Raw genomic sequence first — 21,770 nt, 5'->3', positions numbered from 1 at the left:
AAACCGAGCGTTTCAATGGTCATGACCGGTCTCCTCTTGTTGTAATGGGGCGGCTTCTGCGATCGCCTGCAGCACGCGCTCCATGCGCATGAAGCGCGAACCCTTGACAAGCACGCTGCCGGCTTGCGGCAGCAGTGCGAGCACCGCCGCGTTGAGCGAGTCGATGCTTTCGAAATGGCGCGCCCGGCCCGGGTTTTTGCCGAAGGCCACAACGCTGTGGGTCGTGGCCGCGCCGAGCGCAAAAAAATTGTCGATGCCGCGTTCGCGGGCCCAGGCGCCGACTTCCGCATGGAAGCGCTCGCCCTGGTCGCCCACCTCGCCCATGTCGCCGAGCACCAGCATGCGCGGCGCCGGCAGCGTAGCCAGCACGTCGATGGCCGCGCGCACCGAGTCGGGATTGGCGTTGTAGCTGTCGTCCACCAGCGTGACGGTGCGGCCATTGGCCAGCTGCAGCGCACTGGCGCGCGAACGGCCCTTCACGGGCTCGAAGGCATCGAGGCCATGGGCGATGTGGTCGAGCGACACGCCGGCCGCCAGCCCGCAGGCCACCGACGCGAGCGCGTTCAGCACGTTGTGACGGCCCGCGATGCGCAGCGTGCAGCGCAAGTCGCCGAGCGGCGTGCGGGCGGTGACACGCCAGGCCTGGCCCAGCCACTCGGCCGCCACCAGCGACACACTGGCTGCCGGGTCTTCGCCGAAGGTGAGGCAATGGCGTCGCGCACCCTCGCCTTCGCTTGCGAGCCGCGTCCACAGCGGCGTGAACTCATCGCCATGTGGGAACACCGCCGTCCCATCGACCGGCAGCGCGGCCAGCACCGCGCCGTTCTCCAGCGCCACCGCTTCCACCGTGGCCATGAATTCCTGGTGCTCGCGCTGCGCGTTGTTGACCAGCGCCACCGTCGGCCGTGCGATCGCAGACAGGCGTGCGATCTCACCCGGATGGTTCATGCCGAGTTCGACCACCGCGAGCCGATGCTGCGCGCGCAGGCGCAGCAGCGTGAGCGGCACGCCGATCTCGTTGTTGAAATTGCCGGCGGTCGCCAGCGCATCGTCGCCCACCGCGTTGCGCAGGATGCTCGCGATCATCTGAGTGACCGTGGTCTTGCCATTGCTGCCGGTAACCGCGACCAGCGGCAGCATGTATTGGTTGCGCCATCCCGCCGCAAGGGCGCCCAGCGCGGCCAGCGAGTCGCCGACTTCCAGCCCCGCCAAGCCCGCGGCCTCTAGTCCGCCATGCGCGATGGCCGCGACAGCGCCGCTGGCCTTGGCATCGGCCAGGAATTCGTTGGCATCGAACCGCTCGCCCTTGAGCGCCACGAACAGGTCGCCTGCCGCGAGCGAGCGCGTGTCGGTGTGCACGCGGGCGATCGGCGTGGCCCCGTCGCCAACCAGGCGTGCGCCCGGAATCCAGGCTTGGGCTTGCGCGAGCGTCATCATCATGGACGCACCCTCCGCGCCAGCGCATCCGCCGCATGCACGCGGTCCGAGAAGGCGATCTTCTCGCCAGCCACTTCTTGCCAGGCTTCGTCGCCACGCCCTGCCAGCAGCACCACGTCCTGCGGCGCGGCTTGCGCGATGGTGTCGGCGATGGCCTTGGCGCGGTCGGGCTCGATCTGCGCTTCGTCGGGCTGGGCCAGGCCCAGCATGATCTGGCTGATGATCGCGGCCGGCTTTTCGGTGCGCGGGTTGTCGCTGGTCACCACCACGCGATCGGCCGCCTTCTCCACCACGGCCGCCATCATCGGCCGCTTGATCGGGTCGCGGTCGCCGCCGCAACCGAACAGGCACCAGAGCTTGCCGCCGCGTTCCGTGACCAGGGGCCGCAGGCCTTCCAGCGCCTTGTCGAGCGCGTCCGGCGTATGGGCGTAGTCGACCACCACCAGCGGCTGGCCCTCGACGGCGACGCGCTCCATGCGGCCGGGCACGCTGCCAAGGCCGCGGCAGGCATTCACCGCATCGGCCAGCGAAAGCCCCAGCGCGCGCAAGGTGCCGATCACGCCCAGCAGGTTGGACACGTTGTACTGGCCGATGAGCCGGGTCGCGAGTTGCTCCGTGCCGCCGCCCTGCTCCGTCACCGAGAAGCGCAATCCTTCCGGGCCATAGCCGATGTCATGCGCGCTCAAGCGCGCCGGACCACCGGCGGCCGTGAGCGTCCAGACGTCCAGCCCGCCACAGTATTCGTCGAGCAGATTGCCCATCAGGCTGGCGCCATGCACATCGTCGATGTTGATGACCGCCGCGCGCAGGCCAGGCCAGCGGAACAATTCGGCCTTGGCCTGCCAGTAGGCATCCATGCTGCCGTGGTAGTCGAGGTGGTCCTGCGTGAAATTGGTGAATACGGCCACGCGGATCTCGCAGCCGTCGAGCCGGCGCTCGGCGATGCCGATCGATGAGGCCTCGATGGCGCAGGCGCCAAAGCCGCGCGACACGAAGCCGCGCAGTTCGCGCTGCAGCATCACCGGGTCGGGCGTGGTGAGGCCCGTGTATTCCAGGTCCGGCGGCACGCCGATGCCCAGCGTGCCCACCACCGCGCACGGGCCCAATCCGGCATGCGTGGACAAGGCCTCGCTCAGCCACCAGGCCGTCGAGGTCTTGCCGTTGGTGCCGGTCACGGCCAGCAGTGCGAGCTGGGTCGACGGCCAGCCGTAGAACGACGCGGCGATCGGCCCGGTGGCCGCCTTCAGCCCTCCGTAGGCGGCCACCGAATCACTCTCGAAGCCGAAGGCCTCGACACCCTCGCGCTCGACCAGGCAAGCCGCGGCGCCCTGCGCGAGCGCCGCCTCGACGTGCGCGCGGCCATCGGTCGCCGCGCCGGGCCACGCAATGAAGGCATCGCCGTCGCCGACGCGGCGGCTGTCGGCATGCAGGTGCCCGCCCACGCGCGAACGCAGCCAGTGACCGGCTTCGTTGGGCGACTTGAAGCGGATGTCGTCCATCAGAAGCTCTCCTCCACGCCCTTGGTCACGACCTGCGGCTTCACCGCGAGGTCGGGCGCGACATTCATCATGCGCAGCGTCTGTTGCACGACTTCGCTGAACACCGGCGCGGCCACGATGCCGCCGAAGTAGCTGCCGGCCGTCGGCTCGTCGAGCATCACCGCGACGATGATGCGCGGCTTCTCGATCGGCGCCATGCCGGTGAACCAGGAGCGGTACTTGTTGCTCGCATAGCCCTTGCCGACCTGCTTGTGCGCCGTGCCGGACTTGCCGCCGACCGAATAGCCGATGGTCTGCGCCAGCGGGCCCGTGCCGCCCGGCCCTGCCGCCATCTGCAGCATGCGGCGCACGGCCTTCGCGTTCTCGGCCGAGAACACGCGCACGCCGACGGCCGGCTCGTCGCTCTTGAGCATCGTCGCCGGGATCAGGCTGCCATCGTGGGCGAAGGCGGTGTACGAATGCGCCATCTGGAACAGCGAGGCCGACAGGCCGTAGCCATACGACATGGTCGCCTGCTCGATCGGCCGCCAGGTCTTCCACGGGCGCAGCCGCCCGGTCACGGCGCCAGGGAAGGTGAGCTGCGGCTTCTGGCCGAAGCCGAGCGAGCTGAACGACTCCCACATCTCGCGCGGCGCCAGGCGCTGCGAGATCTTGGTGGCGCCGATGTTGCTCGATTTCTGGATCACGCCTTCGACAGTCAGCGTGCCGTAGTTGTGCGTGTCGCTGATGGTCGAGCCGGTGATGGTCAGCTTGCCGGGCGCGGTGTCGATCAGTGTCTGCGGCGTCACGCGCTTGAGTTCGAGCGCGGTGGCCACGGTGATCGGCTTCATCGTCGAACCGGGCTCGAAGGTGTCGGTCAGTGCGCGGTTGCGCAACTGCTCGCCGGTCAGGTTCTGGCGCTTGTCCGGCACGTAGCTCGGGTAGTTGGCCAGGGCCAGCACTTCGCCGGTGATGGAGTCGAGCACCACCACGCTGCCGGCCTTGGCCTTGTTGGCGGTGACTGCATCGCGCAGCTTCTGGTAGGCGAAGAATTGCACCTTGCTATCGATGCTGAGCTGGATGTCCTTGCCCTCGATCGGGGGAATCGACTCGCCCAAGCCTTCGACCACGCGGCCGAGCCGGTCCTTGATCACACGACGCGAGCCGGTCTTGCCGGCCAGGTCCTTGTCGAAGGCCAGTTCGATGCCTTCCTGGCCGTGGTCTTCCACGTTGGTGAAGCCCACCACGTGCGCGGCCGCTTCGCCCTCGGGGTACTGGCGCTTGTATTCCTTGCGCTGGTAGATGCCCTGGATGTCCAGCGCGGCGATCTGCTTGGCAATCGGCTCATCGACCTGGCGCTGGATCCAGACGAAGGTCTTGTCCTCGTCGGCCAGCTTCTTGTCGAAGTCCTTTTGCGACATGCCGAGCAGCTTGGCCACCTGCTTGAGCTTGGCGCGCACCTCGGGGTCGTCGCGCTCGATGTCTTCCGGAATGGCCCAGATGCTCGGTGCGATGACGCTCGACGCGAGGATCAGGCCGTTGCGGTCGAGGATGCGCCCGCGGTTGGCGGGCAGCTCCAGCGTGCGGGCATAGCGCACTTCGCCCTGGCGCTGGAAGAAGGCGTTGTTGATGACCTGCACATAGGCGGCGCGGCCTGCCAGCGCGACGAAGCCGATGGCCACGCCGGCCACGATGAACTTGCTGCGCCACACGGGCGTCTTGCTCGCAAGCAGCGGGCTGGTGGTGTATTGGACGCTGCGGCGGGTCATGCTAATGCCCCTTCTTCGTCGTCGCGCCGCCGCCCGCAGGCACGGGTGGCGCTGGCGACACCACGGCCGGGATCACGCTGCCGTCCTGGCGGACGTAGAGCGTGATGGCGGGGGTGGTGGTCGCCATCTTGAGTTGTTCCTTGGCCAGCTTCTCGACGCGCAGCGGCGTGGCCTGGGCCCGCTTGTCGACCTGCAGGCGGTCGAACTCGACCTCGAGCCGGTGCGTTTCGGCGTTGACCCGTTCCATCTCGGTGAAAAGCTGGCGCGACCGGTACTGCGTGTGCACGAGCAGCAGCGCCGTCGCAAGGACGGCGATGAGCAGGAGCAGGTTGAACCGGGCCATCGTGGGTCTAGACGGTGTCGGTGCGCTCGGCCACGCGCAGCACGGCGCTGCGGGCACGCGGGTTGGCCGCCACTTCGGCGTCCGACGGGAAGATGCGCGCCACGCTCCGCAGCTTCATGGCCACCGGCGCGGCAAAGGGCGCGCGGCGGTCATACACCTCGCGCGAGTGCTTCGCGATGAACTGCTTGACGATCCGGTCTTCCAGCGAGTGGAAGCTGATCACTGCAAGCCGGCCCGTGGGTTGCAACACGTCGATGCTCGCTTCTAGCGCCTGTTGCAGCTCTTCAAGCTCGGCGTTGATGAAAATCCGAAGAGCCTGAAATGTGCGCGTTGCAGGGTTCTGGCCCTGCTCGCGGGTTTTGACCGCGCCAGCCACGAGCTCGGCCAGTTCGGTGGTGGTTGAAACTGGGCTCCGTTCCTGTCGGCGAGCAACAATCGCCTTTGCAATCGGAACAGCAAACCGTTCTTCGCCATAGTCACGTATTACCTCGGCAATCTGCTGTTGTTCGGCTGTTGCCAGCCAGTCGGCCACGCTCTCGCCGCGCGTGGTGTCCATGCGCATGTCGAGCGGGCCGTCGAATCGAAAACTGAATCCGCGCGCCGGGTTGTCGATCTGGGGCGAACTGATGCCCAGGTCCATCAGCAGGCCGGCCACGCTGCCGGACGGCAACTCGCCCAGGTCCCGGAAGCCCTGGTGACGGATGGAAAAACGCGCATCCGTGATGCGCGTTGCTTCGGCGACCGCTTCCGCGTCCTTGTCGAACGCGATGAGGCGGCCATCCGGCGCCAGTCTTGAGAGGATGAGCCGGGAATGGCCTCCCCTCCCGAAGGTGGCGTCCACGTAGGTGCCCGCTGCTGCCGGTGCGTCGGCAAACAGGGCTTCGACCGCTTCGTTCAACAAGACGGTCGTGTGGGTCCATGCGTTGTCCACGATCGCCTTCAGAAGGCCAAGTCCTGGAACGCGCCCTCGGCCATGCCGGCGGCCAGTGCCTCGGCTTCCTTGGCGTCGTGCGTGGCCTTGTCCCAGAGCTCGAAATGGCTGCCCATGCCGAGCAGCAAGGTGTCCTTGCCGATGCTGGCCGCCGCGCGCAACTCCGGCGAAACCAGGATGCGGCCGGTGCCGTCCATGTCGACGTCCATCGCATTGCCGAGGAACAGGCGCTTGAGCCATTGGTCCTTGAGCGGCATGGCGGCGATGCGCTCGCGAAACTGCTCCCATGCGGGACGCGGAAAGATCATCAGGCAGCCGTGCGGGTGGCGCGTGATGGTGAGTTGGCCGTTGGCGGTCGCGCTGAGGACGTCACGGTGCCGGGTCGGCACGGACAGCCTCCCCTTTGCATCCAGATTCAGCGATGAAGCGCCTTGAAACACGAAAACGACCTTGGTTGTGAGACGCTGAAAACCTCCAAAACGGAGCTTCTACAGACACTTTTTCCCACTTAAATGCACTTTTTTGCACTGTAGCAGGAAACAAGTACGTCGCAACAGGCGGTCGCGGCAATTTTTTGCAATGGAATCAACGACTTAGCGGTGTTTTCGCAGGCTGGAAAACGCGAATGTCGTTGCAAATGAAGCACTTAGCTCACGCAATGAATGTGTTGCGTGAAGCGGCTGCAGCCGCAGTTGTTGCTTACAGGATGAACCGGGAAAGGTCCTCGTCGTGACTTAATGCCTGCAGGCGGGCGTCGACGTAGGCCGCGTCGATGCGAACGGTCTGCCCTTCGAGCTTGGTCGCGTCGAAGCTGACTTCGTCGAGCAGGCGCTCCATCACCGTCGAAAGTCGGCGGGCGCCGATGTTCTCGGTGCGCTCGTTGACCTCGAAGGCGATGCTGGCGAGTCGCGTGATGCCTTCGGGCGTGAATTCCAGCGTGACGCCTTCGGTAGCGAGCAAGGCCTGGTATTGCTTGACCAGCGAGGCGCGGGTCTGCGTGAGGATGCTCTCGAAGTCGGAGACCGAGAGCGACGACAGTTCCACCCGGATCGGAAAGCGCCCCTGCAGTTCAGGGATCAGATCGCTCGGCTTGCTCAGGTGAAAGGCGCCGCTGGCGATGAACAGGATGTGGTCGGTGCGCACCACGCCGTACTTGGTGCTGACGGCGGTGCCCTCGACCAGCGGCAGCAGGTCGCGCTGCACGCCCTGGCGCGACACATCGGGGCTGCCCTGCGATTCGCTGCGCGTGGCCACCTTGTCGATCTCGTCGATGAAGACGATGCCGTTCTGCTCGGCGCTGGTGATGGCCTGCGCGCGCACTTCGTCTTCGTTCAGCAACTTGCCGGCTTCCTCGTCGATGAGGAGCCGCAAGGCTTCGGAGATCTTGAGCTTGCGGGTCTTGCGCTTCTGGTTGCCGAGCTGGCCGAACATGCCGCGCAACTGCTCGGTCATTTCCTCCATGCCGGCCGGGCCCATGATCTCGAGCGGCGCGCGCGCCTCGGCCAGGTCGATCTCGATTTCCTTGTCGTCGAGTTGATGCTCGCGCAGCTTCTTGCGGAAAGCCTGCCGGGTGGCGTTGTTGCTGTCGGCCTCGACCACGCCCTCGGCGTTGCGCGCCGAGGGCAGCAGCACGTCCAGGATGCGGTCTTCTGCCGCGTCCTCCGCCCGCATGCGCACCTTGGCGCTCTCGCTTTCGCGGGTCTGCTTGACCGCGATCTCGGCCAGGTCGCGAATGATCGAATCGACGTCCTTGCCGACATAGCCCACCTCGGTGAACTTGGTCGCCTCGACCTTGATGAAGGGCGCATCGGCCAGGCGGGCCAGCCGGCGCGCGATCTCGGTCTTGCCGACGCCCGTCGGGCCGATCATGAGGATGTTCTTTGGCGTGATCTCGGCGCGCAGCTTGTCGTCCACCTGCTGGCGGCGCCAGCGGTTGCGCAGCGCGATGGCCACGGCGCGCTTGGCCTGCGGCTGGCCAACGATGTGGTTGTCGAGTTCAGAAACGATTTCCTGGGGGGTCATGGACATGGCAACGAATCTTTTGGTTGTCTATGCGCATGCAGCCCCCTTTCCAGCGGTCGCCGCGGAACCGGCATGGCCGGGCCGCGAGCGGCGTCCCCTCGAAGGGGTTGGCGGAGCGCACGCAGTGCGCGCAGCTTGGGGGTGGGCTACAACACCTCGACGGTGTGGTTCATGTTGGTGTAGATGCAGAGCTCGCCCGCGATCTCGAGCGAGCGCTTGACGATCTGGTCGGCCGGCATGTCGGTGTGGTCCAGCAGGGCCTTGGCCGCCGACTGCGCGTAGGCGCCGCCCGAGCCGATGGCCACGATGCCGCCTTCCGGCTCCAGCACGTCGCCGTTGCCGGTGATGATCAGGGAAGTGGTTGCATCGGCCACGGCGAGCATGGCTTCGAGGCGGCGCAGCACGCGGTCTGTGCGCCAGTCCTTGGTGAGTTCGATCGCGGCGCGGGCCAGCTGGCCCTGGTGCTTCTCGAGCTTGGCCTCGAAACGCTCGAACAGCGTGAAGGCATCGGCCGTGGCCCCGGCGAAGCCCACCAGCACCTTGCCGTGATAGAGCCGCCGCACCTTGCGCGCAGTGCCCTTGATGACGATGTTGCCCAGCGTGACCTGGCCGTCGCCGCCGATCGCGACCTGGTCGCCGTCAGGGGTCTTGCGGCGCACGCTGACGATCGTCGTTCCGTGAAACTGTTCCATCGAAGCCATCTGGGGTTGTCGAGGGGCGATGCAAGCCCCTTGCCTGTTAATTCGAGCGCACCGCGACCGAGGCGTGATCGGCAATGCCGATCACCTTGAAGAAGGCGGCGAGCATGCGCTGCACATCCACGAACTCGACACGCTGGCCGCGTGCGGCGCGCGCCATTGCCCAGTTGAGCAATGTGCCAGCCGCCGCAAAGTCCATGCGGACCAGGGCGGCGCACGACACCGTTGGCACCTGCGCATCGACCAGTTCCGCGTCGAGCTCGTGCAGCACGTCGTGGCATTCGCCAGTCAACTCACCCACCAGCAGGCGGTGGCCCGCGACGGCGGGCGCCGGCGCCGGTTCGACGGAAGTCCCGAGGCCCATGCGCATGCTGGCCAGCGACATGCCCGACGGCTTCGGCTGCGGCGCCGCTGCCAGATCCGCCGCGGCATAGCTGCCAGCGGGGTCTTCCCATGGAGGCGGCGACACCTCGTAGGTGATGCAGTAGTTGAGCGCAGTCAACTCGAAGCCGTCGACATCGTTCATCACGCGCAGGATGGCCATGCGCAACTGCCACCAGACCGGCTCGGTGTTGCGGTTGTTGGTGGGCGTGGCCGCGGCCAGCACGGCCAGCAGCTGCTCGGCGCCCGCGAATCGCAGCTGCACCGGCGATGCGGCCCAATGCTCCATCAGCGCACGCAAGGGACCGGCGGCTTCGGCATGGATGCCGGCCAGGTTGTGCCATTCGAGGGTCCAGACCGGGCCGGCGCCCGAGAGGGCCTGCGTCAGTCCGGCGAGGCCGCCTCGGGTGAGTTGCTCGGGGCAGGACCAGTCCGCCCCGTCCGGCCCGCCGGCGCCGCGGCTGTCGAGTTCGGCCGCACCGGCCACCTGCACTTCCCGCGCCAGGGCACGCAGCGAAATCCATTCGGGGCCCGGCTTCTTGAAGCGCTGGGCATAGCGCATGCTGGTCTGCGAGAACTTGTCGAAGTCGCCAGTGGCCCGATAGAAGTCGAGCAGCGCGCGCCAGATCTCGACGTTGTCGGCCTGCGGCGCCTCGGGCGCCAGTGTCTGGAGCAGGATGGCCTCGGCGCCGGGGTCGTCGCCGTGCGCGAAACGGATCGCGGCTTCCTCGAGGCCGCTGTCGATACCTGGCGGGCGGGGCAGGTGCGACTCCCCGGACGCCGCGTCGCCAGCGACGGGTGGCGCCTGGCCCGGCTCGGTGTCGGCGTAGGCGCGCGCCTGCTGCGCCGCCATGGCGGCGGGAGTCATCGGTTCGCCGTTGGAGCCTTGCTGCCGGTTCTTCCACCATTGCTGCGACATCTGCTCTTCGATCTCGTCGATCTTCTTGAGCGTGAGTGCGCGGCCTGCAGTCTTGCCGGTGGTGCTGCTGATGCTGAAGGAGGACGGTGTGGCCTCGCGCGAACCGGAGGCTTCGCGCTGGCGGAGCTTGCGCAGCATGTCGAACTCGCGCCGGCGCACGAAGTCGTTGCGCTGACGCCGCTCGATCATTTCCTTGAGCATCTCCCGGCTGTAGCCAGTGTCGGACGAGCCAGCATCCTGCTCATCCAGTTCCGCCCAGTCCTTGAGCGGGTTGCGGACGAACTTGGCTACTTTGGACAGCAGGCGGCCGGGCTCCTCTTTGGCCATTTCTTAGTCGCCGAACATCTTCTGCTTGAGCTCTCGGCGCTGTTGCGCTTCGAGGGAAAGGGTGGCCGTGGGTCGGGCCAGCAGGCGGCCGACGCCGATCGGCTCGCCGGTCTCGTCGCAGTAGCCGTAGTCGCCGGCGTCGATGCGCTGGATCGACTGCTCGATCTTCTTCAGCAGCTTGCGCTCACGGTCACGGGTGCGCAGTTCGAGGGCATGCTCTTCCTCGATGGTGGCGCGGTCGGCCGGATCGGGCACCACGACCGTGTCTTCGCGCAGGTGCTCGGTGGTTTCGCCGGCGTTCTCGAGGATGCCCTGCTTGAGGCCCACCAGCTTGAGGCGGAAGAAGGCCATCTGCTTGTCGTTCATGTACTCGCTGTCGGGCATGGCGATGACTTCGGCATCGCTCAACTGTTCCGGCGTCTTTGTCTTCCAGTTGTTGGCAAGCTTGGGGTCTTTCTTGAGCGCGACGTGCGGCGGCGGCACCAGCGCGGTCGATGCGACCTGCGTGAAGCTGGACTTGGCGGCGGTCGAGGCCACGGACTGGGCCATGGACGGCACAGTCAGCTGGGACAGGCGCGAAACGCGTCCAACGCGGGGGGCCGGCGTGACAGGGGCCGGAGCGGGAGTGGGGGCGGCAGCCGTTTTTTTCATGGGGGTCGTGACAGAAGCGGAAGGGACGGCAGGATGACTGGCCGGTTTTGCGGATTTGGCGAGGGGGGGCGGGGCGGGGCCGGGTTTCGTGGCGGAAGCCTTGGGCGCTTCTGGCGCAGCCTCCTTGCCGGCTGTCTTCTTGACGGCCGGTGTGGCGGGCGCTGCCTCGGCGGCGGGTTTCTTCACGGTACTGGCTCCTAGGACGGGCTGGATCGCGCTCTACAGGTACTCTCCCCGCAAGAACGTTGGCGAACACATGCCTCGCGGGTTCCCGATTTTTAGTGCAAGCTCGCCAGCAGCGACCACGGGTTATACCCCCGAATTCAGACCACGAACGCGCTCTCTACTGTGCCGGTAGTGACTTCTCTTCTGCATGGCAAACGAAAGCGGCTCCCGGAACAGGCGCGCGATTGTATAGACGAAAGTGTCGAGTTGCGGCCGATAACGCTCCCCCCGGATCATTTCACGTCCGGAACATCGCGAAACCAGTTCCTTCGGGCTGTCGGTATCACCCGCGATGGGGCAGCCTCGGGGTGCGCGCGGGCGGCTCTTCACCAGGGACATCGTGGAACCGGCTCTGCCGGGCCACCGATGTCGGCCCCGGTGAGGGGGCGGGAGTCGCGTCACGCGGTGGCGCAGCGACCTGGGGCAAAGGCTAAACCAGGCACTGGTCGAGACCCTGTTCCAGGATCTCGCGCGGCAGTTCGATGCCGATGAACACCATGCGGCTCTGGCGGGCTTCGTCCGCGCCCCAGGCCGGGCCGAGGTCGCTGCCCATCAATTGGTGCACGCCCTGGAAGATCACCTTGCGCTCGGTGCCCTTCATGTTCAGCACGCCCTTGTAGCGCAGCATGCGCGGGCCGTAGATGTTGACGATGGCGCCGAGGAAGTCCTCCAGCCGGGCCGGGTCGAAGGGGCGGTCGGACCTGTAGACGAAGCTCTTGACGTCGTCGTCCGTGTGGTGATGGTGGCCGTGGCCTTCGTGCGCATGCGAAGGGTGGTCGCAGTTCTCGCCGTGTTCGTGATCGTGGTGATCGTGGTCGTCTTCCTTGAGGAAGTCGGGGTCGATGTCGAGCTTGGCATTCAGGTTGAAGCCGCGCAGGTCGAACACCGAAGACAGCGGCACCTCGCCGAAATGCACCTTCTGCTGCGGCGCGCGGGGGTTCATGTGCTTCAGGCGATGGATCAGCGCCTCGGTCTCGTCGGCGGCGACCAGGTCGCTCTTGCTGATGAAGATCTGGTCGGCGAAGCCGACCTGGCGGCGGGCCTCCTGCCGGTCATTGAGCTGCTGGGGTGCGTGCTTGGCATCGACCAGCGTCAGGATCGAGTCGAGCAGGTAGCTTTCGGCGATCTCGTCGTCCATGAAGAAGGTCTGCGCAACGGGGCCGGGGTCGGCCAGGCCGGTGGTCTCGATGACCACGCGGTCGAAGTCGAGCAGCCCCTTGCGCTTCTTGGCAGCCAGCACCTGCAGCGCCTCGCGCAGGTCTTCGCGGATGGTGCAGCAGATGCAGCCGTTGCTCATCTGCACGATCTGCTCCTTCGACTCGGTGACGAGGATGTCGCTGTCGATGTTCTCCTCGCCGAACTCGTTCTCGATGACGGCGATCTTCTGGCCGTGCGCCTCGGTCAGGATGCGCTTCAACAAGGTGGTTTTTCCGGAGCCGAGGAAGCCGGTGAGGATGGTGGCGGGGATGAGGGCCATGAGGTGCTCCGGTCGCGAAAACAGGGAAAGGGCGGAAAGTTTAGCGGGCGGGGAATAGGTCTGCTGTCGTGGGGTTGGGCTTGCCGGGATGCGGGAGCGGGCAGCCGAACGCCGAAGTCGCAAAGGTTTCGCAGAGGTCGCAGAAGGAAGACAAAGAAATACTCAAGGAATTCTTTGATTCTCTTTTTTGCGCCTTCTGCGAAACCTTTGCGACTTCGGCGTTCGGCTGCCCGAATTCACGCCGGCCGGCGCACCACCACCAGCCCCTTGAGGTACTCGCCCTCCGGGAACTCGATGGTCATCGGATGGTCCGGCGCGGCGCCGAGGCGCTCGCTGATGTAGCCGTCGACGCCGGCGTCGATACCCGCCGAGGCGACGATCTTGTGGAACAGGTCGGCGCTGATGCCGCCGGAGCACGAGAAGGTCAGCAGCACGCCGCCGGGCACCAGCAACTGAAGGGCCAGGCGGTTGATGTCCTTGTAGGCGCGGGCGGCGCGCTCGGCATGGGCGACCGTCGGGGCGAACTTCGGCGGGTCCAGCACGATGGCGTCGAAGGTCTTGCCGTCCGCGATGAAGCGGCGCAAGGTGGCGTTGACGTCGGCGTCGAGGTACTGGTTGTCGGCGCCGGCGAATCCGTTGAGCGCGACATGCGCTTCGGCGCGCTGGAGTGCGGGCAACGAGGAATCGACCGAGGTCAACACCGCTCCTTCCAACGCATCGGCGGCACGCAGGCCGGATAGCGCCGCGACGGTGAATCCGCCCGTGTAGCAGAAGCAGTTCAACACGCGGCGGAACTTGCGATGCCCCGCGATCTCCGCGAAACGCTTCCGGCTGTCGCGCTGGTCGAGGTAGAAGCCGGTCTTGTGGCCGGTGGCGATGTCGAGCGAGAGTTGCCACTCGTGCTCGCGGATGGTGAGCTCGGTCGGACCGTCGCCGCGCAGCCAGCCGGTGGTCGGTTTCAGGCCTTCCCGCTCGCGGCCGCTGGCGTCGGAACGCTCGTAGAGCCTGGTCAAGCCGGTGGCGGCGAGCAAGGCATCGGGCAGCACTGCCTTCCAGCGCTCGACGCCGGCCGACAGGAATTGCGCAACCAGCGTGTCGCCGTAGCGGTCGACGATCAGCCCGGGCAGGCCGTCGGCCTCGCCGTGGACCAGACGCACGCCGTCGCTCTGCAAGTCGAACAGGCCGCGCGCCTGCACCGCCCGAGCGACACGCCCGGCGAAGAAGGCGGCATCGATGCGCTGGGCTTCGTCGAAGCTCCAGGCGCGGGCACGGATCTTCGATGCGGGGCTGAATGCGGCCCATGCGAGGAACTTGCCTTCATGCGACTCGACGCGCACCGTCTCGCCCGCGTCCCCGCCGCCCTTGGCAATGGCCGATTCGAAGATCCATGGATGGCGGCGCAGCAGCGACCGCTCCTTGCCCGGCCGCAGCCGCAATGCTTTCATGGGGGTTCCCTGGTGATGTTGTTCAGGCCTTCCTGGCCTTTCGTGTCTCGGGGCGCGCCTTGGCGCGTGGATGGGCCGCGTCATACGCCTTGGCCAGGTGCTGGAAATCCAGCCGCGTGTAGACCTGCGTGGTGGTGATGTTGGCGTGGCCGAGCAACTCCTGCACAGCGCGCAGGTCGCTGCTCGACTGCAGCAGGTGACTCGCGAAGGAGTGCCGCAGCATGTGCGGATGGACCGGCGCCGGCAAGCCGGCCTTCAGGCTGCGCAGGCGCAAGGCCTTCCACACCGCCTGCGCCGAGAACCGCGCGCCATTGCGGCCGATGAAGAGGGCCGTGGCGCCGACCGGGTCGCGCAGGGTGGCCGCCGGCAGCGCGGCGCAGTCGTCGCGCACGGCCAGCCAGGCCCCCACCGCTTCACGGGCCTTGGCGCCCACCGGCACGCTGCGGCGCTTGCCACCCTTGCCAAGCACATGCGCTTCGCCAGCGGCCAGGTCGACCCAGCCGCGCGCCACCGCGCTGGCCCGCACGTCGAGCCCGACCAGTTCACTCACGCGCAGGCCACAGCCATAGAGCAGTTCGACGATCGCGTGGTCGCGCGCCTCCGTCCACGGGTCGGCCTCAGGATCGCGGTGTTCCGCCAGCCGCACGGCGTCGTCGACGGCCAATGCCTTGGGCAGCGGACGGTCGGCCTTGGGTGCGTGCACGTCCTGCACCGGATTGGCATCGACCAGGCGCTCGTTGCCCAGCCAGCGATAGAAGCTGCGCCAGCACGACAGCACCAGCGCGATGCCGCGCGACTCGCGCCCTGCCGCGTGAAGCTGGGCCATCCAGCGCCGGATGTGGGCGGTCTGCACCTGTTGCAGCGGCAGGCTCGCCGCGGCGGCCTTTTCGGCCAGCGTGCGCAGGTGGATCGCATACAGCTCGACCGTGCGCGCGGCCAGCCGGCGTTCCACGCGCACATGTTCCAGATAGCGCTCGATCAGGTCCGAATCCACAGCGAATTTCCTTCCAGGCACGCGTTGGCCGTCAGAAATACCCGGCCAGCGCATTGTTGACGATCGCCAGCGGCTCGCGCACCACGCCCTTGAAGAACAGGAAGGGGCTTTTCCCGCAAGTCGGCGACGCCGCCGCGTATTGCACGTCGAAGGCGCGGTCGAATCCGCTCGCACGCGCCAGCCGCTCGATCCGCCAGAGGTGGTACGGGTCGGAAACGACGATCACGCGCTTGATGCCGGCAGCCTCCAGCACCGGCCATGACATGGCGAGGTTCTGCCGCGTCGACGACGACAGCGCCTCCTTCAGCACGGGGCCGCTGAAGCCAGTCTCCCGCGCATAGGCCTCCATCACCTGTGCCTCGATGCGCGCGTCCTCGATGTCCTTGCCGCCCGACACGACCAGTTGCCGCACCTGGCCGCTGCGTGCGAGCTCGATGCCGCGGTCGACGCGGTTGGTGAGGCAGGGATTGATCTCGCCGCCCACATAGGCCCGGTTGCCGAGCACCAGGGCGCCATCGGCCGTACCCGTGGGCGGATGCGCGATGCGTTCGCTCGCGTGCTGCCAGATCATGGCGGCCAGCGCCACATGCAGCGCGCAAAGGAGAAGCGCCGCGCCCAGCAGACGCCAGCGCCATGCCATGGCGCGGGCCAGCAGCGTCAAGGCCGCAGCCGCGAGAGCGCTGCCGACGCCAGGTCGGCGATGCGTTCGAGGAAGTCGGTGCCCATCTCGGGGTTGAAGCGCTGCGCATCGGGCGATGCGAGCACCAGCAGGCCGAAGGCCGGCGCGCCCGGCTCGGCGCGCAGGGGGATCAGCGCGATCGACACGGCCGCGCGCGCATCGCCCAGCCAGTTGGCCGCCTCGAAGCCGGAATTGAGCCCGCAGTACGGTGCGGTGAGCGAGGTGGCCAGCGTCTTCACGTCGTCGGTGACCCACTGGGCATAGCCCTCGCTCCAGTAGGTCGCGTCGCAGTCCCACACCTTGATGGCGGTCTGCGGCACCATGAACAGCGTCTGCAGGTCGGCCGCGATCTGCCAGGGCAGGCCGCGCGCATCGCGCGTGGTGAGCAAGCCTCTTGTCCAGCGCTGCAGCCGGTCGGCGGTGACGACGTTCTCGGTGCCGTGGCGCACCATGTCCATCACGCGGTGCTCCAGCGCCTTGATCTTCTCGCGCAGCATCTCGGCCTGGCGCTCCTGCAGGCTGACGGCACGGTTGCCGTGCGGGCTGGTCAGTTGCACCTGCGAAAGCAGTTGCGCATGGCGTTCGAAGAAGTCCGGCGTGTTGGCGAGGTAGTTGGCGATGTCGTCTTCGGTGATCGGGTTCATGGCGTCGGAATGGGTGGGTTTCATGGCTGCTCGGGTACCTCGATGTCGCCTTCGAACACGGTCACGGCCGGGCCGGTCATGAACACGGGCAGGCCAACGCCCGCCCATTCGATGGTGAGGAGCCCCCCGCGCGTTTCCACGTCGACGCGATTGTCGAGCAGGCCGAGTCGGATGCCCGACACCACCGCCGCGCAAGCCCCGGTGCCGCAAGCCAGCGTCTCGCCGGCGCCGCGCTCGAATACGCGCAAGCGGATCCGCGAGCGGCTCACGACCTGCATGAAGCCGGCGTTGACGCGTTGCGGGAAGCGCGGGTGGTGCTCGATGAGCGGGCCTTGCGTGGCGACTGGCGCAGTGTCGACGTCGTTCACGACCTGCACCGCATGCGGATTGCCCATCGACAGCACGGTGACGGGAAGGATGGCGCTCTCGGCATGGGTGCTGATGGCCAGGTGCCAGGTTTCCCAGGCGCCTTCGGGCTGCGGCGTGAGGCCGGCCGGGTCGAAGGGCACCTTCTCGGGCTCGAAGACAGGCGCGCCCATGTCGACGGTGACCCGGCCATCGGCGCCCATGCGGGGCTCGATGACGCCAGACAGCGTCTGCGCGCGCACTGCCTCCTTGGTGGTGAGGCCGCGCTCGCGCACGAAGCGCATGAAGCAGCGTGCACCGTTGCCGCACTGCTCCACCTCGCCGCCGTCCGCGTTGTGGATCACGTACTGGAAATCGATGCCCGGCGCGGGCGAGGGCCGCACGGTCAGGATCTGGTCGGCGCCGACGCCGAAGTGGCGGTTGCCGAGGAAGCGGTATTGCGCAGCCGTGAGCCCGAGGCTGCCACGGGTCTCGTCGAGCACGACAAAGTCATTGCCGGCCCCTTGCATCTTGGTGAAGCGAATTCGCATGGGCGCGATTATCCTGCGCGGCATGCAGGCTGCCTTCATCGTGACGAGCGCGATCAACGCCAGGTCCGGCATGTTCGCGCCCGAGGAGCGACTGCGAGACACGATCGGCACGATCGATTCGATCCGCCAGCGCGTGCCGGATGCGGCCATCCATCTGCTGGACATGTGCGGCGACGGCCTGCAGCCGGCGCAGGCCCGCGTGCTGTCGCCGGCGGTGACGCGGCTGTTCGACTACTCGGGGCTGCACGACGTGCAGGCGATCTACAAGGCGCCCAATCCCGACGTGGTCAAGAACCTGACCGAGATGACCTGCTTCCAGCATTTCCTGCACAGCCAGGAAGCGCTGCTGGACGGGGTCGATCGAATCTTCAAGCTGTCAGGGAGGTATCGGCTGGACGAGCGCTTCTGCATCGGCGACTACGGTGATCCGGGCTACCGCGGACAAATGGTCTTCTCGGGCCGGTACGCGAGCCAGTTTGCGCCGGAGGTGACGGGCAACGACGCCGCGGACAACTTCCAGCTGATGTCGCGCCTCTGGTCCTTCGATGCCTGCCTGCTGCCCGTGGTGCGCAGCGCCTACGGGCAGATGATCGAGCGCATGGTCGAGCGGCTGAACGCGGGTGGCTACATCGACATCGAGCACCTGCTCCACCGGTACATGCCTCGCTCGCGCATCGCCATCCGCACGCCGATCGGCGTGTCGGGACGGCTTGCGCCGAATGCATGCGAGGTCAGCGACTGAAGGCGGCGCTCAGGAGACTCTGATCAAGTCCCCCGCGAGGACGCGCGCCTCGGCTCGGGATGGGATGCAAGGCGCAAACCGCAGCCATGGCCCAAGCCATGGCGAGGATCTGCAACGCCGCAGACCGCCCGGGCAGAGGATGCGCGGTCCGCGGGGGACCTGATCAGAGTCTCCCTCATCAGCCGCAGCGCGCGCCGACGATGCGACCACTCGCTTCGATATCGACGTTCAGGCGAGTGGCATCCACGTCGCGCGGGGGCGGATCGGTCGGGCGCACGCTGCGGGCGCTGCGGGCGCCGGCACGCAGACGCATTTCCTCGAGTGTGCTTGCGTCGATCGGCTTGCCCAGCGCAAAGCGGGCTTCGGTGGCGCGGCATTCCTGGGGCATGGTGCCGGCGAAATTCGGCGGCGGCGGCAGTTCGGAAGACAAGGGCCGAACGTCGCCGCGCATCTGGCAGCCGGCCACGGTGGCCACGCCAAGCAGCAGTCCGCATGTGAATTGCGTGCGTTCCAGCCAGTTCATGGTTTCCCCGTTTTGCCATTTATCGATGGCTTGCATGGTAGCCCCCGGCCGTCCCACTGGCGGTGTGCCCCTCTGTGCGACATGACATAGGCCGAAGGTGCCTCGGACGAGACGCGGGGCAATCGCCATCCAAATAGCGGTGCGCAGGATCACCTCCCGTGGTTCCCAGGCACGCACGAGTTACCGTCACGCGATGAACACCCGCACGCCCTCATCATTGCCTCGCCTGGTCTGGCCGGGTCACGCGCATTCCTGCCAGGCTACCTCGCGGCACTGGAGCGCGGCTGGTCACCCAACAACCTCCGTGCCGACGCCGGGCGCGAGGAAATCGAACAGATACGGCGCGACGCGGACGCCTTCCTGGCCGGCCTGGTCGACCGCGAAGGTGCTGGCCCGCCGGTGACGATGCCCGACGGCTCGACCGTGCCCAAGCTGCCGGGCTATCGGCGCTGGATCTGGGACGGCGAGTTCTGCGGCAGCATCGGCTTGCGCTGGCAGAAGGGAAGCAACGCCTTGCCGCCGTATTGCCTGGGCCACATCGGCTACGGCGTGGTGCCGTGGAAGAGCGGGCGCGGCTACGCCACGGAAGCCTTGCGGCTGCTGTTGCGCGACGCAGTCGCCGAAGGCCTGCGCTACGTCGAGATCACGACGACGCCGGACAACCTGGCGTCGCAACGCGTGATCGCGCGCAACGGCGGCGTGCTGGTCGAGGAATTCATCACCGTGCCCGCCATCGGCGGCAACCGCGAGCTGCGCTATCGCATCAAGCTCGAATCCTTGCCGGACGCCTGAGAAGGTCTGAATCTTTCTACTGCGGACGCCGATCTCGGGCCTGCGGTCCTCACCGCACGAGAGTGCGGTTCCGGTCCTCGACCCGACATCGGCGCCCTCGCTACGAAATCTTCACACCTTCCGAGACCAGCACCCTGCCCCTCCGCCGAAGCGCGCGGCGAGGAAGTCCAGGAAGCAGGCGATGCGCGCCGCCAACTGCGTGTTGCGGTAGTAGACGGCGTTGATGGCCTGCCGCACATCGACGGTGTCCTTCGCAAGCACCTGCACCAGGTCGCCTCGCGCTCGATCTCCGGCCGTCATGAAGTCCGACAGGCAGACGATGCCGCTGCCCTGCAAGGCCAGGTGGCGCAGCGTCTCGCCGTTGGAGGCGCCGATCGTCGGTGTGATGGCCCATTCGTCGCCATGCGTGCCGCGCAAGGGCCAGCGGTTCAAGGAATCGAGGTGCGTGAAACCGAGCAACGTGTGCTTGCCGAGGTCGGCCACCGCCTTGGGACGGCCGTGCGCCTTGAGGTAGGCCGGACTTGCGAGCACACGCAACCGGCTGATCGCGAGCGGCCGTGCGTGCAGCGTGGAATCGCGCAGCTCTCCGATGCGGATGGCGACATCGGTGCGCCGCTCCAGCAGGTCGATGTTGAGCTCGTCGGTGTTGAGCTCCAGCGCGATCTGCGGGTACGTGCGGCGGAACTCGGGCACCAGCGGCAGGATGGCATGCAGCATGAAGGGCGTGGCGGCGTTCACGCGCAAGCGCCCGGCGGGCTGCTGGCGGCGCGCGGCCATGTGCTCCTCGGCATCGTCGATCGAGGCCAGGATGGCGCGGGCGTGGACGAGGAAGGCATGGCCTTCCTCGGTGAGCTCGATGCGGCGCGTGGTCCGGCGCAGCAGGGTGGTGTCGAGCTTCTTTTCCAGGCGGGCGAGCGCGCGGCTCACGCCAGAGACGGTCTGCCCCAGCTGGTCGGCCGCGGCCGTGATGGAGCCCGTGCCGACCACGGCGGCAAAGGCCTGCAATTCCTCGAGGGTAGTTTTCATTGTTGACTCGCAGTCAACAGAATTGTGCCGACTGACGGGTTTTTCTGCAAAGACGATCGGCCGACACTCCATGCCATCCCACAGGAGTTGCCTTTCATGCCCATTGCCCTTTTCGCGCTGACGCTCAGCGCCTTTGCCATCGGCACGACCGAGTTCGTGATCGTCGGCCTGCTTCCCACCGTTGCCGCGGACCTCGGCATCGACATTCCGTCGGCTGGCCTGCTGGTCAGCCTCTATGCGCTCGGCGTCGCCATCGGTGCGCCGGTGCTCACCGCGCTCACCGGCAAGGTGCCGCGCAAGCTGTTGCTGCTCGGCCTGATGGCCTTGTTCACCGCGGGCAACCTGCTGGCCTGGCAGGCGCCGAGCTACGAGACGCTGGTGGCCGCGCGCGTGCTCACCGGCCTCGCGCACGGCGTGTTCTTCTCGATCGGCTCGACCATCGCGACCGGGCTGGTCGCCGGGGACAAGGCCGCCAGCGCCATCGCGATCATGTTCACCGGCCTCACCGTGGCGCTGGTCACGGGCGTGCCGCTGGGCACTTTCATCGGCCAGCACTTCGGCTGGCGCGAGACCTTCCTGGCCGTGTCGGCACTGGGTGTGATCGCGTTCATCGGCAGCTGGATGTTCGTGCCGAAGGACATTCGCCACACGCCGCCGGCCTCGCTGGCGCAACAGGCCAAGGTGCTGGCCGAGCCGCGCCTGCTGCTGGTCTATGCCAAGACGGCCATCGGCTATGGCGGCACCTTCATTCCGTTCACCTTCCTCGCGCCGATCCTCACCGAAGTCTCGGGCTTCAGCCCCGGCGCGGTGGGCTGGGTGATGCTGGTCTACGGCGTGTCCGTCGCCGTCGGCAACATCTGGGGCGGCAAGCTGGCCGACCGCATGGGGCCGATCCCGGCGCTGCGCATCATCTTTGCGCTGCTGGCCGTGGTGCTGCTGGTCTTCAACTTCACAGCGCCACACAAGTGGCTGGCCCTGCTGACCGTGCTGGCCTGGGGCGCGGTCGCGTTCGGCAACGTGCCGGGGCTGCAGGTCTACGTCGTCAAGCAGGCCGAGCGTTTCACGCCGCAGGCCGTCGACGTGGCCTCGGGCCTCAACATCGCGGCCTTCAACCTCGGCATTGCCGGCGCGGCCTGGGCCGGCGGCCTGATCGTCACGCATCTGGGGCTGATGCATACGCCCTGGATCGGCGCGCTGGTGGTGCTGGTGTCTCTTGCGCTGACGCAATGGAGCGGCGTGCTCGACCGCAGGCTGGCCCACCCCCGCAGCGCCTTCGGCGCATCCCCTCCAGGGGGCGCACCCGGCGGCCCGGCAAAGCCGGATCCGCGGGTGCCCCCGCACAGCCCTCGCTCCCCTTCCATGCTGCGTTGA

Annotated in this window: 21 protein-coding genes; 3 read left to right on the top strand and 18 right to left on the bottom strand. The window is 67.3% G+C overall.

The annotated features are described in order from the left end of the window. Positions 1–12: 12 nt before the first annotated feature. The 16 genes from murF to dapF all read right to left on the bottom strand — a co-directional run bounded on the left by murF (position 13) and on the right by dapF (position 17,316). Complete coding sequence (murF, locus tag HCU76_RS17825) at positions 13–1,437, bottom strand: UDP-N-acetylmuramoyl-tripeptide--D-alanyl-D-alanine ligase (RefSeq protein ID WP_218510262.1); 1,425 nt, start codon at positions 1,435–1,437, stop codon at positions 13–15. Beyond that, complete coding sequence (locus HCU76_RS17820; RefSeq protein WP_218510186.1) at positions 1,437–2,936, bottom strand: UDP-N-acetylmuramoyl-L-alanyl-D-glutamate--2,6-diaminopimelate ligase; 1,500 nt, start codon at positions 2,934–2,936, stop codon at positions 1,437–1,439. Before HCU76_RS17820 ends, murF begins: the two co-directional genes overlap by 1 nt. Next, a complete protein-coding gene (locus HCU76_RS17815) occupies positions 2,936–4,684 on the bottom strand; it encodes a penicillin-binding protein 2 (protein ID WP_218510185.1) in 1,749 nt (582 codons plus the stop codon). The genes HCU76_RS17820 and HCU76_RS17815 overlap by 1 nt, the downstream gene beginning before the upstream one ends. Before the next feature lies 1 nt (position 4,685). Continuing rightward, a complete protein-coding gene (ftsL, locus tag HCU76_RS17810) occupies positions 4,686–5,027 on the bottom strand; it encodes a cell division protein FtsL (protein ID WP_218510184.1) in 342 nt (113 codons plus the stop codon). Positions 5,028–5,034: 7 nt separating this feature from the next. Beyond that, positions 5,035–5,958 (bottom strand): 16S rRNA (cytosine(1402)-N(4))-methyltransferase RsmH, encoded by a 924-nt coding sequence (rsmH, locus tag HCU76_RS17805; protein WP_218510183.1) that lies wholly within the window; start codon positions 5,956–5,958, stop codon positions 5,035–5,037. An 8-nt stretch (positions 5,959–5,966) separates the two neighbouring features. Next, positions 5,967–6,398 (bottom strand): division/cell wall cluster transcriptional repressor MraZ, encoded by a 432-nt coding sequence (gene mraZ / locus HCU76_RS17800; RefSeq protein WP_213952938.1) that lies wholly within the window; start codon positions 6,396–6,398, stop codon positions 5,967–5,969. Between the two features lie 259 nt (positions 6,399–6,657). Further along, positions 6,658–7,986, bottom strand: a complete 1,329-nt coding sequence (hslU, locus tag HCU76_RS17795; protein WP_213952937.1) for an ATP-dependent protease ATPase subunit HslU — start codon at positions 7,984–7,986, stop codon at positions 6,658–6,660. A gap of 140 nt (positions 7,987–8,126) precedes the next feature. Beyond that, on the bottom strand, positions 8,127–8,672 hold the full coding sequence (gene hslV, locus HCU76_RS17790; RefSeq protein ID WP_213952936.1) for an ATP-dependent protease subunit HslV: 546 nt from the start codon (positions 8,670–8,672) through the stop codon (positions 8,127–8,129). A 46-nt stretch (positions 8,673–8,718) separates the two neighbouring features. Then, the gene (locus HCU76_RS17785; protein WP_213952935.1) at positions 8,719–10,305 is read right to left on the bottom strand and encodes an STAS domain-containing protein; all 1,587 of its coding nucleotides are present in this window, start codon (positions 10,303–10,305) and stop codon (positions 8,719–8,721) included. A gap of 3 nt (positions 10,306–10,308) precedes the next feature. Next, positions 10,309–10,854, bottom strand: coding sequence for an RNA polymerase-binding protein DksA (gene dksA / locus HCU76_RS17780; RefSeq protein WP_256354257.1), 546 nt, complete (start codon positions 10,852–10,854; stop codon positions 10,309–10,311). Positions 10,855–11,611: 757 nt separating this feature from the next. Continuing rightward, a complete protein-coding gene (locus tag HCU76_RS17775; RefSeq protein WP_213952933.1) occupies positions 11,612–12,658 on the bottom strand; it encodes a GTP-binding protein in 1,047 nt (348 codons plus the stop codon). A gap of 236 nt (positions 12,659–12,894) precedes the next feature. Beyond that, the gene (locus HCU76_RS17770) at positions 12,895–14,103 is read right to left on the bottom strand and encodes a class I SAM-dependent rRNA methyltransferase (protein WP_213952932.1); all 1,209 of its coding nucleotides are present in this window, start codon (positions 14,101–14,103) and stop codon (positions 12,895–12,897) included. A gap of 22 nt (positions 14,104–14,125) precedes the next feature. After that, entirely contained in the window at positions 14,126–15,151 is a 1,026-nt protein-coding gene (locus HCU76_RS17765; RefSeq protein WP_213952931.1) for a tyrosine recombinase XerC, read from the bottom strand. After that, positions 15,129–15,758: a YdcF family protein gene (locus tag HCU76_RS17760; RefSeq protein ID WP_256354256.1), complete on the bottom strand. Its 630-nt coding sequence runs from the start codon at positions 15,756–15,758 to the stop codon at positions 15,129–15,131. The genes HCU76_RS17765 and HCU76_RS17760 overlap by 23 nt, the downstream gene beginning before the upstream one ends. Next, complete coding sequence (locus HCU76_RS17755) at positions 15,755–16,444, bottom strand: DUF484 family protein (RefSeq protein WP_213952930.1); 690 nt, start codon at positions 16,442–16,444, stop codon at positions 15,755–15,757. The genes HCU76_RS17760 and HCU76_RS17755 overlap by 4 nt, the downstream gene beginning before the upstream one ends. Further along, complete coding sequence (dapF, locus tag HCU76_RS17750) at positions 16,441–17,316, bottom strand: diaminopimelate epimerase (RefSeq protein WP_213952929.1); 876 nt, start codon at positions 17,314–17,316, stop codon at positions 16,441–16,443. The genes HCU76_RS17755 and dapF overlap by 4 nt, the downstream gene beginning before the upstream one ends. On the opposite strand from dapF, the gene HCU76_RS17745 reads away from it, so the two are divergent. Next, on the top strand, positions 17,315–18,058 hold the full coding sequence (locus HCU76_RS17745; protein ID WP_218510182.1) for a hypothetical protein: 744 nt from the start codon (positions 17,315–17,317) through the stop codon (positions 18,056–18,058). The two genes, dapF and HCU76_RS17745, sit on opposite strands and share 2 nt — an antisense overlap. 178 nt (positions 18,059–18,236) lie before the next feature. On the opposite strand, the gene HCU76_RS17740 is transcribed toward HCU76_RS17745, so the two are convergent. Further along, positions 18,237–18,734 carry an I78 family peptidase inhibitor gene (locus HCU76_RS17740; RefSeq protein ID WP_371319848.1) on the bottom strand — a complete coding sequence of 166 codons (498 nt, stop codon included), beginning with the start codon at positions 18,732–18,734 and terminating at the stop codon, positions 18,237–18,239. 252 nt (positions 18,735–18,986) lie between these two features. Between HCU76_RS17740 and HCU76_RS36665 the strand changes: the two genes are divergently transcribed. After that, positions 18,987–19,373, top strand: coding sequence for a GNAT family N-acetyltransferase (locus HCU76_RS36665; RefSeq protein WP_256354268.1), 387 nt, complete (start codon positions 18,987–18,989; stop codon positions 19,371–19,373). A 111-nt stretch (positions 19,374–19,484) separates the two neighbouring features. Here HCU76_RS36665 and HCU76_RS17730 read toward each other — a convergent pair whose 3' ends face one another. Continuing rightward, on the bottom strand, positions 19,485–20,399 hold the full coding sequence (locus HCU76_RS17730) for a LysR substrate-binding domain-containing protein (protein WP_213952925.1): 915 nt from the start codon (positions 20,397–20,399) through the stop codon (positions 19,485–19,487). 96 nt (positions 20,400–20,495) lie between these two features. Between HCU76_RS17730 and HCU76_RS17725 the strand changes: the two genes are divergently transcribed. Continuing rightward, positions 20,496–21,770, top strand: a complete 1,275-nt coding sequence (locus HCU76_RS17725) for an MFS transporter (protein ID WP_371319847.1) — start codon at positions 20,496–20,498, stop codon at positions 21,768–21,770.

The organism is Variovorax sp. dw_308, assembly GCF_019207085.1.
Taxonomy (GTDB): domain Bacteria; phylum Pseudomonadota; class Gammaproteobacteria; order Burkholderiales; family Burkholderiaceae_C; genus Variovorax.
The sequence above is the reverse complement of the archived record's forward strand: the minus strand, read 5'-3'. Positions and strand labels throughout refer to the sequence as shown.

Excerpts from the sequence above, each read along its gene's own strand:
- murF (WP_218510262.1), bottom strand. The coding sequence starts at position 1,437 with ATGATGACGCTCGCGCAAGCCCAAGCCTGGATTCCGGGCGCACGCCTG.
- HCU76_RS17820 (WP_218510186.1), bottom strand. The coding sequence starts at position 2,936 with ATGGACGACATCCGCTTCAAGTCGCCCAACGAAGCCGGTCACTGGCTG.
- HCU76_RS17815 (WP_218510185.1), bottom strand. The coding sequence starts at position 4,684 with ATGACCCGCCGCAGCGTCCAATACACCACCAGCCCGCTGCTTGCGAGC.
- ftsL (WP_218510184.1), bottom strand. The coding sequence starts at position 5,027 with ATGGCCCGGTTCAACCTGCTCCTGCTCATCGCCGTCCTTGCGACGGCG.
- hslU (WP_213952937.1), bottom strand. The coding sequence starts at position 7,986 with ATGTCCATGACCCCCCAGGAAATCGTTTCTGAACTCGACAACCACATC.
- hslV (WP_213952936.1), bottom strand. The coding sequence starts at position 8,672 with ATGGAACAGTTTCACGGAACGACGATCGTCAGCGTGCGCCGCAAGACC.
- HCU76_RS17785 (WP_213952935.1), bottom strand. The coding sequence starts at position 10,305 with ATGGCCAAAGAGGAGCCCGGCCGCCTGCTGTCCAAAGTAGCCAAGTTC.
- dksA (WP_256354257.1), bottom strand. The coding sequence starts at position 10,854 with ATGGCCCAGTCCGTGGCCTCGACCGCCGCCAAGTCCAGCTTCACGCAG.
- HCU76_RS17775 (WP_213952933.1), bottom strand. The coding sequence starts at position 12,658 with ATGGCCCTCATCCCCGCCACCATCCTCACCGGCTTCCTCGGCTCCGGA.
- HCU76_RS17770 (WP_213952932.1), bottom strand. The coding sequence starts at position 14,103 with ATGAAAGCATTGCGGCTGCGGCCGGGCAAGGAGCGGTCGCTGCTGCGC.
- HCU76_RS17765 (WP_213952931.1), bottom strand. The coding sequence starts at position 15,151 with ATGCGCTGGCCGGGTATTTCTGACGGCCAACGCGTGCCTGGAAGGAAA.
- HCU76_RS17755 (WP_213952930.1), bottom strand. The coding sequence starts at position 16,444 with ATGAAACCCACCCATTCCGACGCCATGAACCCGATCACCGAAGACGAC.
- HCU76_RS17745 (WP_218510182.1), top strand. The coding sequence starts at position 17,315 with ATGGGCGCGATTATCCTGCGCGGCATGCAGGCTGCCTTCATCGTGACG.
- dapF (WP_213952929.1), bottom strand. The coding sequence starts at position 17,316 with ATGCGAATTCGCTTCACCAAGATGCAAGGGGCCGGCAATGACTTTGTC.
- HCU76_RS36665 (WP_256354268.1), top strand. The coding sequence starts at position 18,987 with ATGCCCGACGGCTCGACCGTGCCCAAGCTGCCGGGCTATCGGCGCTGG.
- HCU76_RS17730 (WP_213952925.1), bottom strand. The coding sequence starts at position 20,399 with ATGAAAACTACCCTCGAGGAATTGCAGGCCTTTGCCGCCGTGGTCGGC.
- HCU76_RS17725 (WP_371319847.1), top strand. The coding sequence starts at position 20,496 with ATGCCCATTGCCCTTTTCGCGCTGACGCTCAGCGCCTTTGCCATCGGC.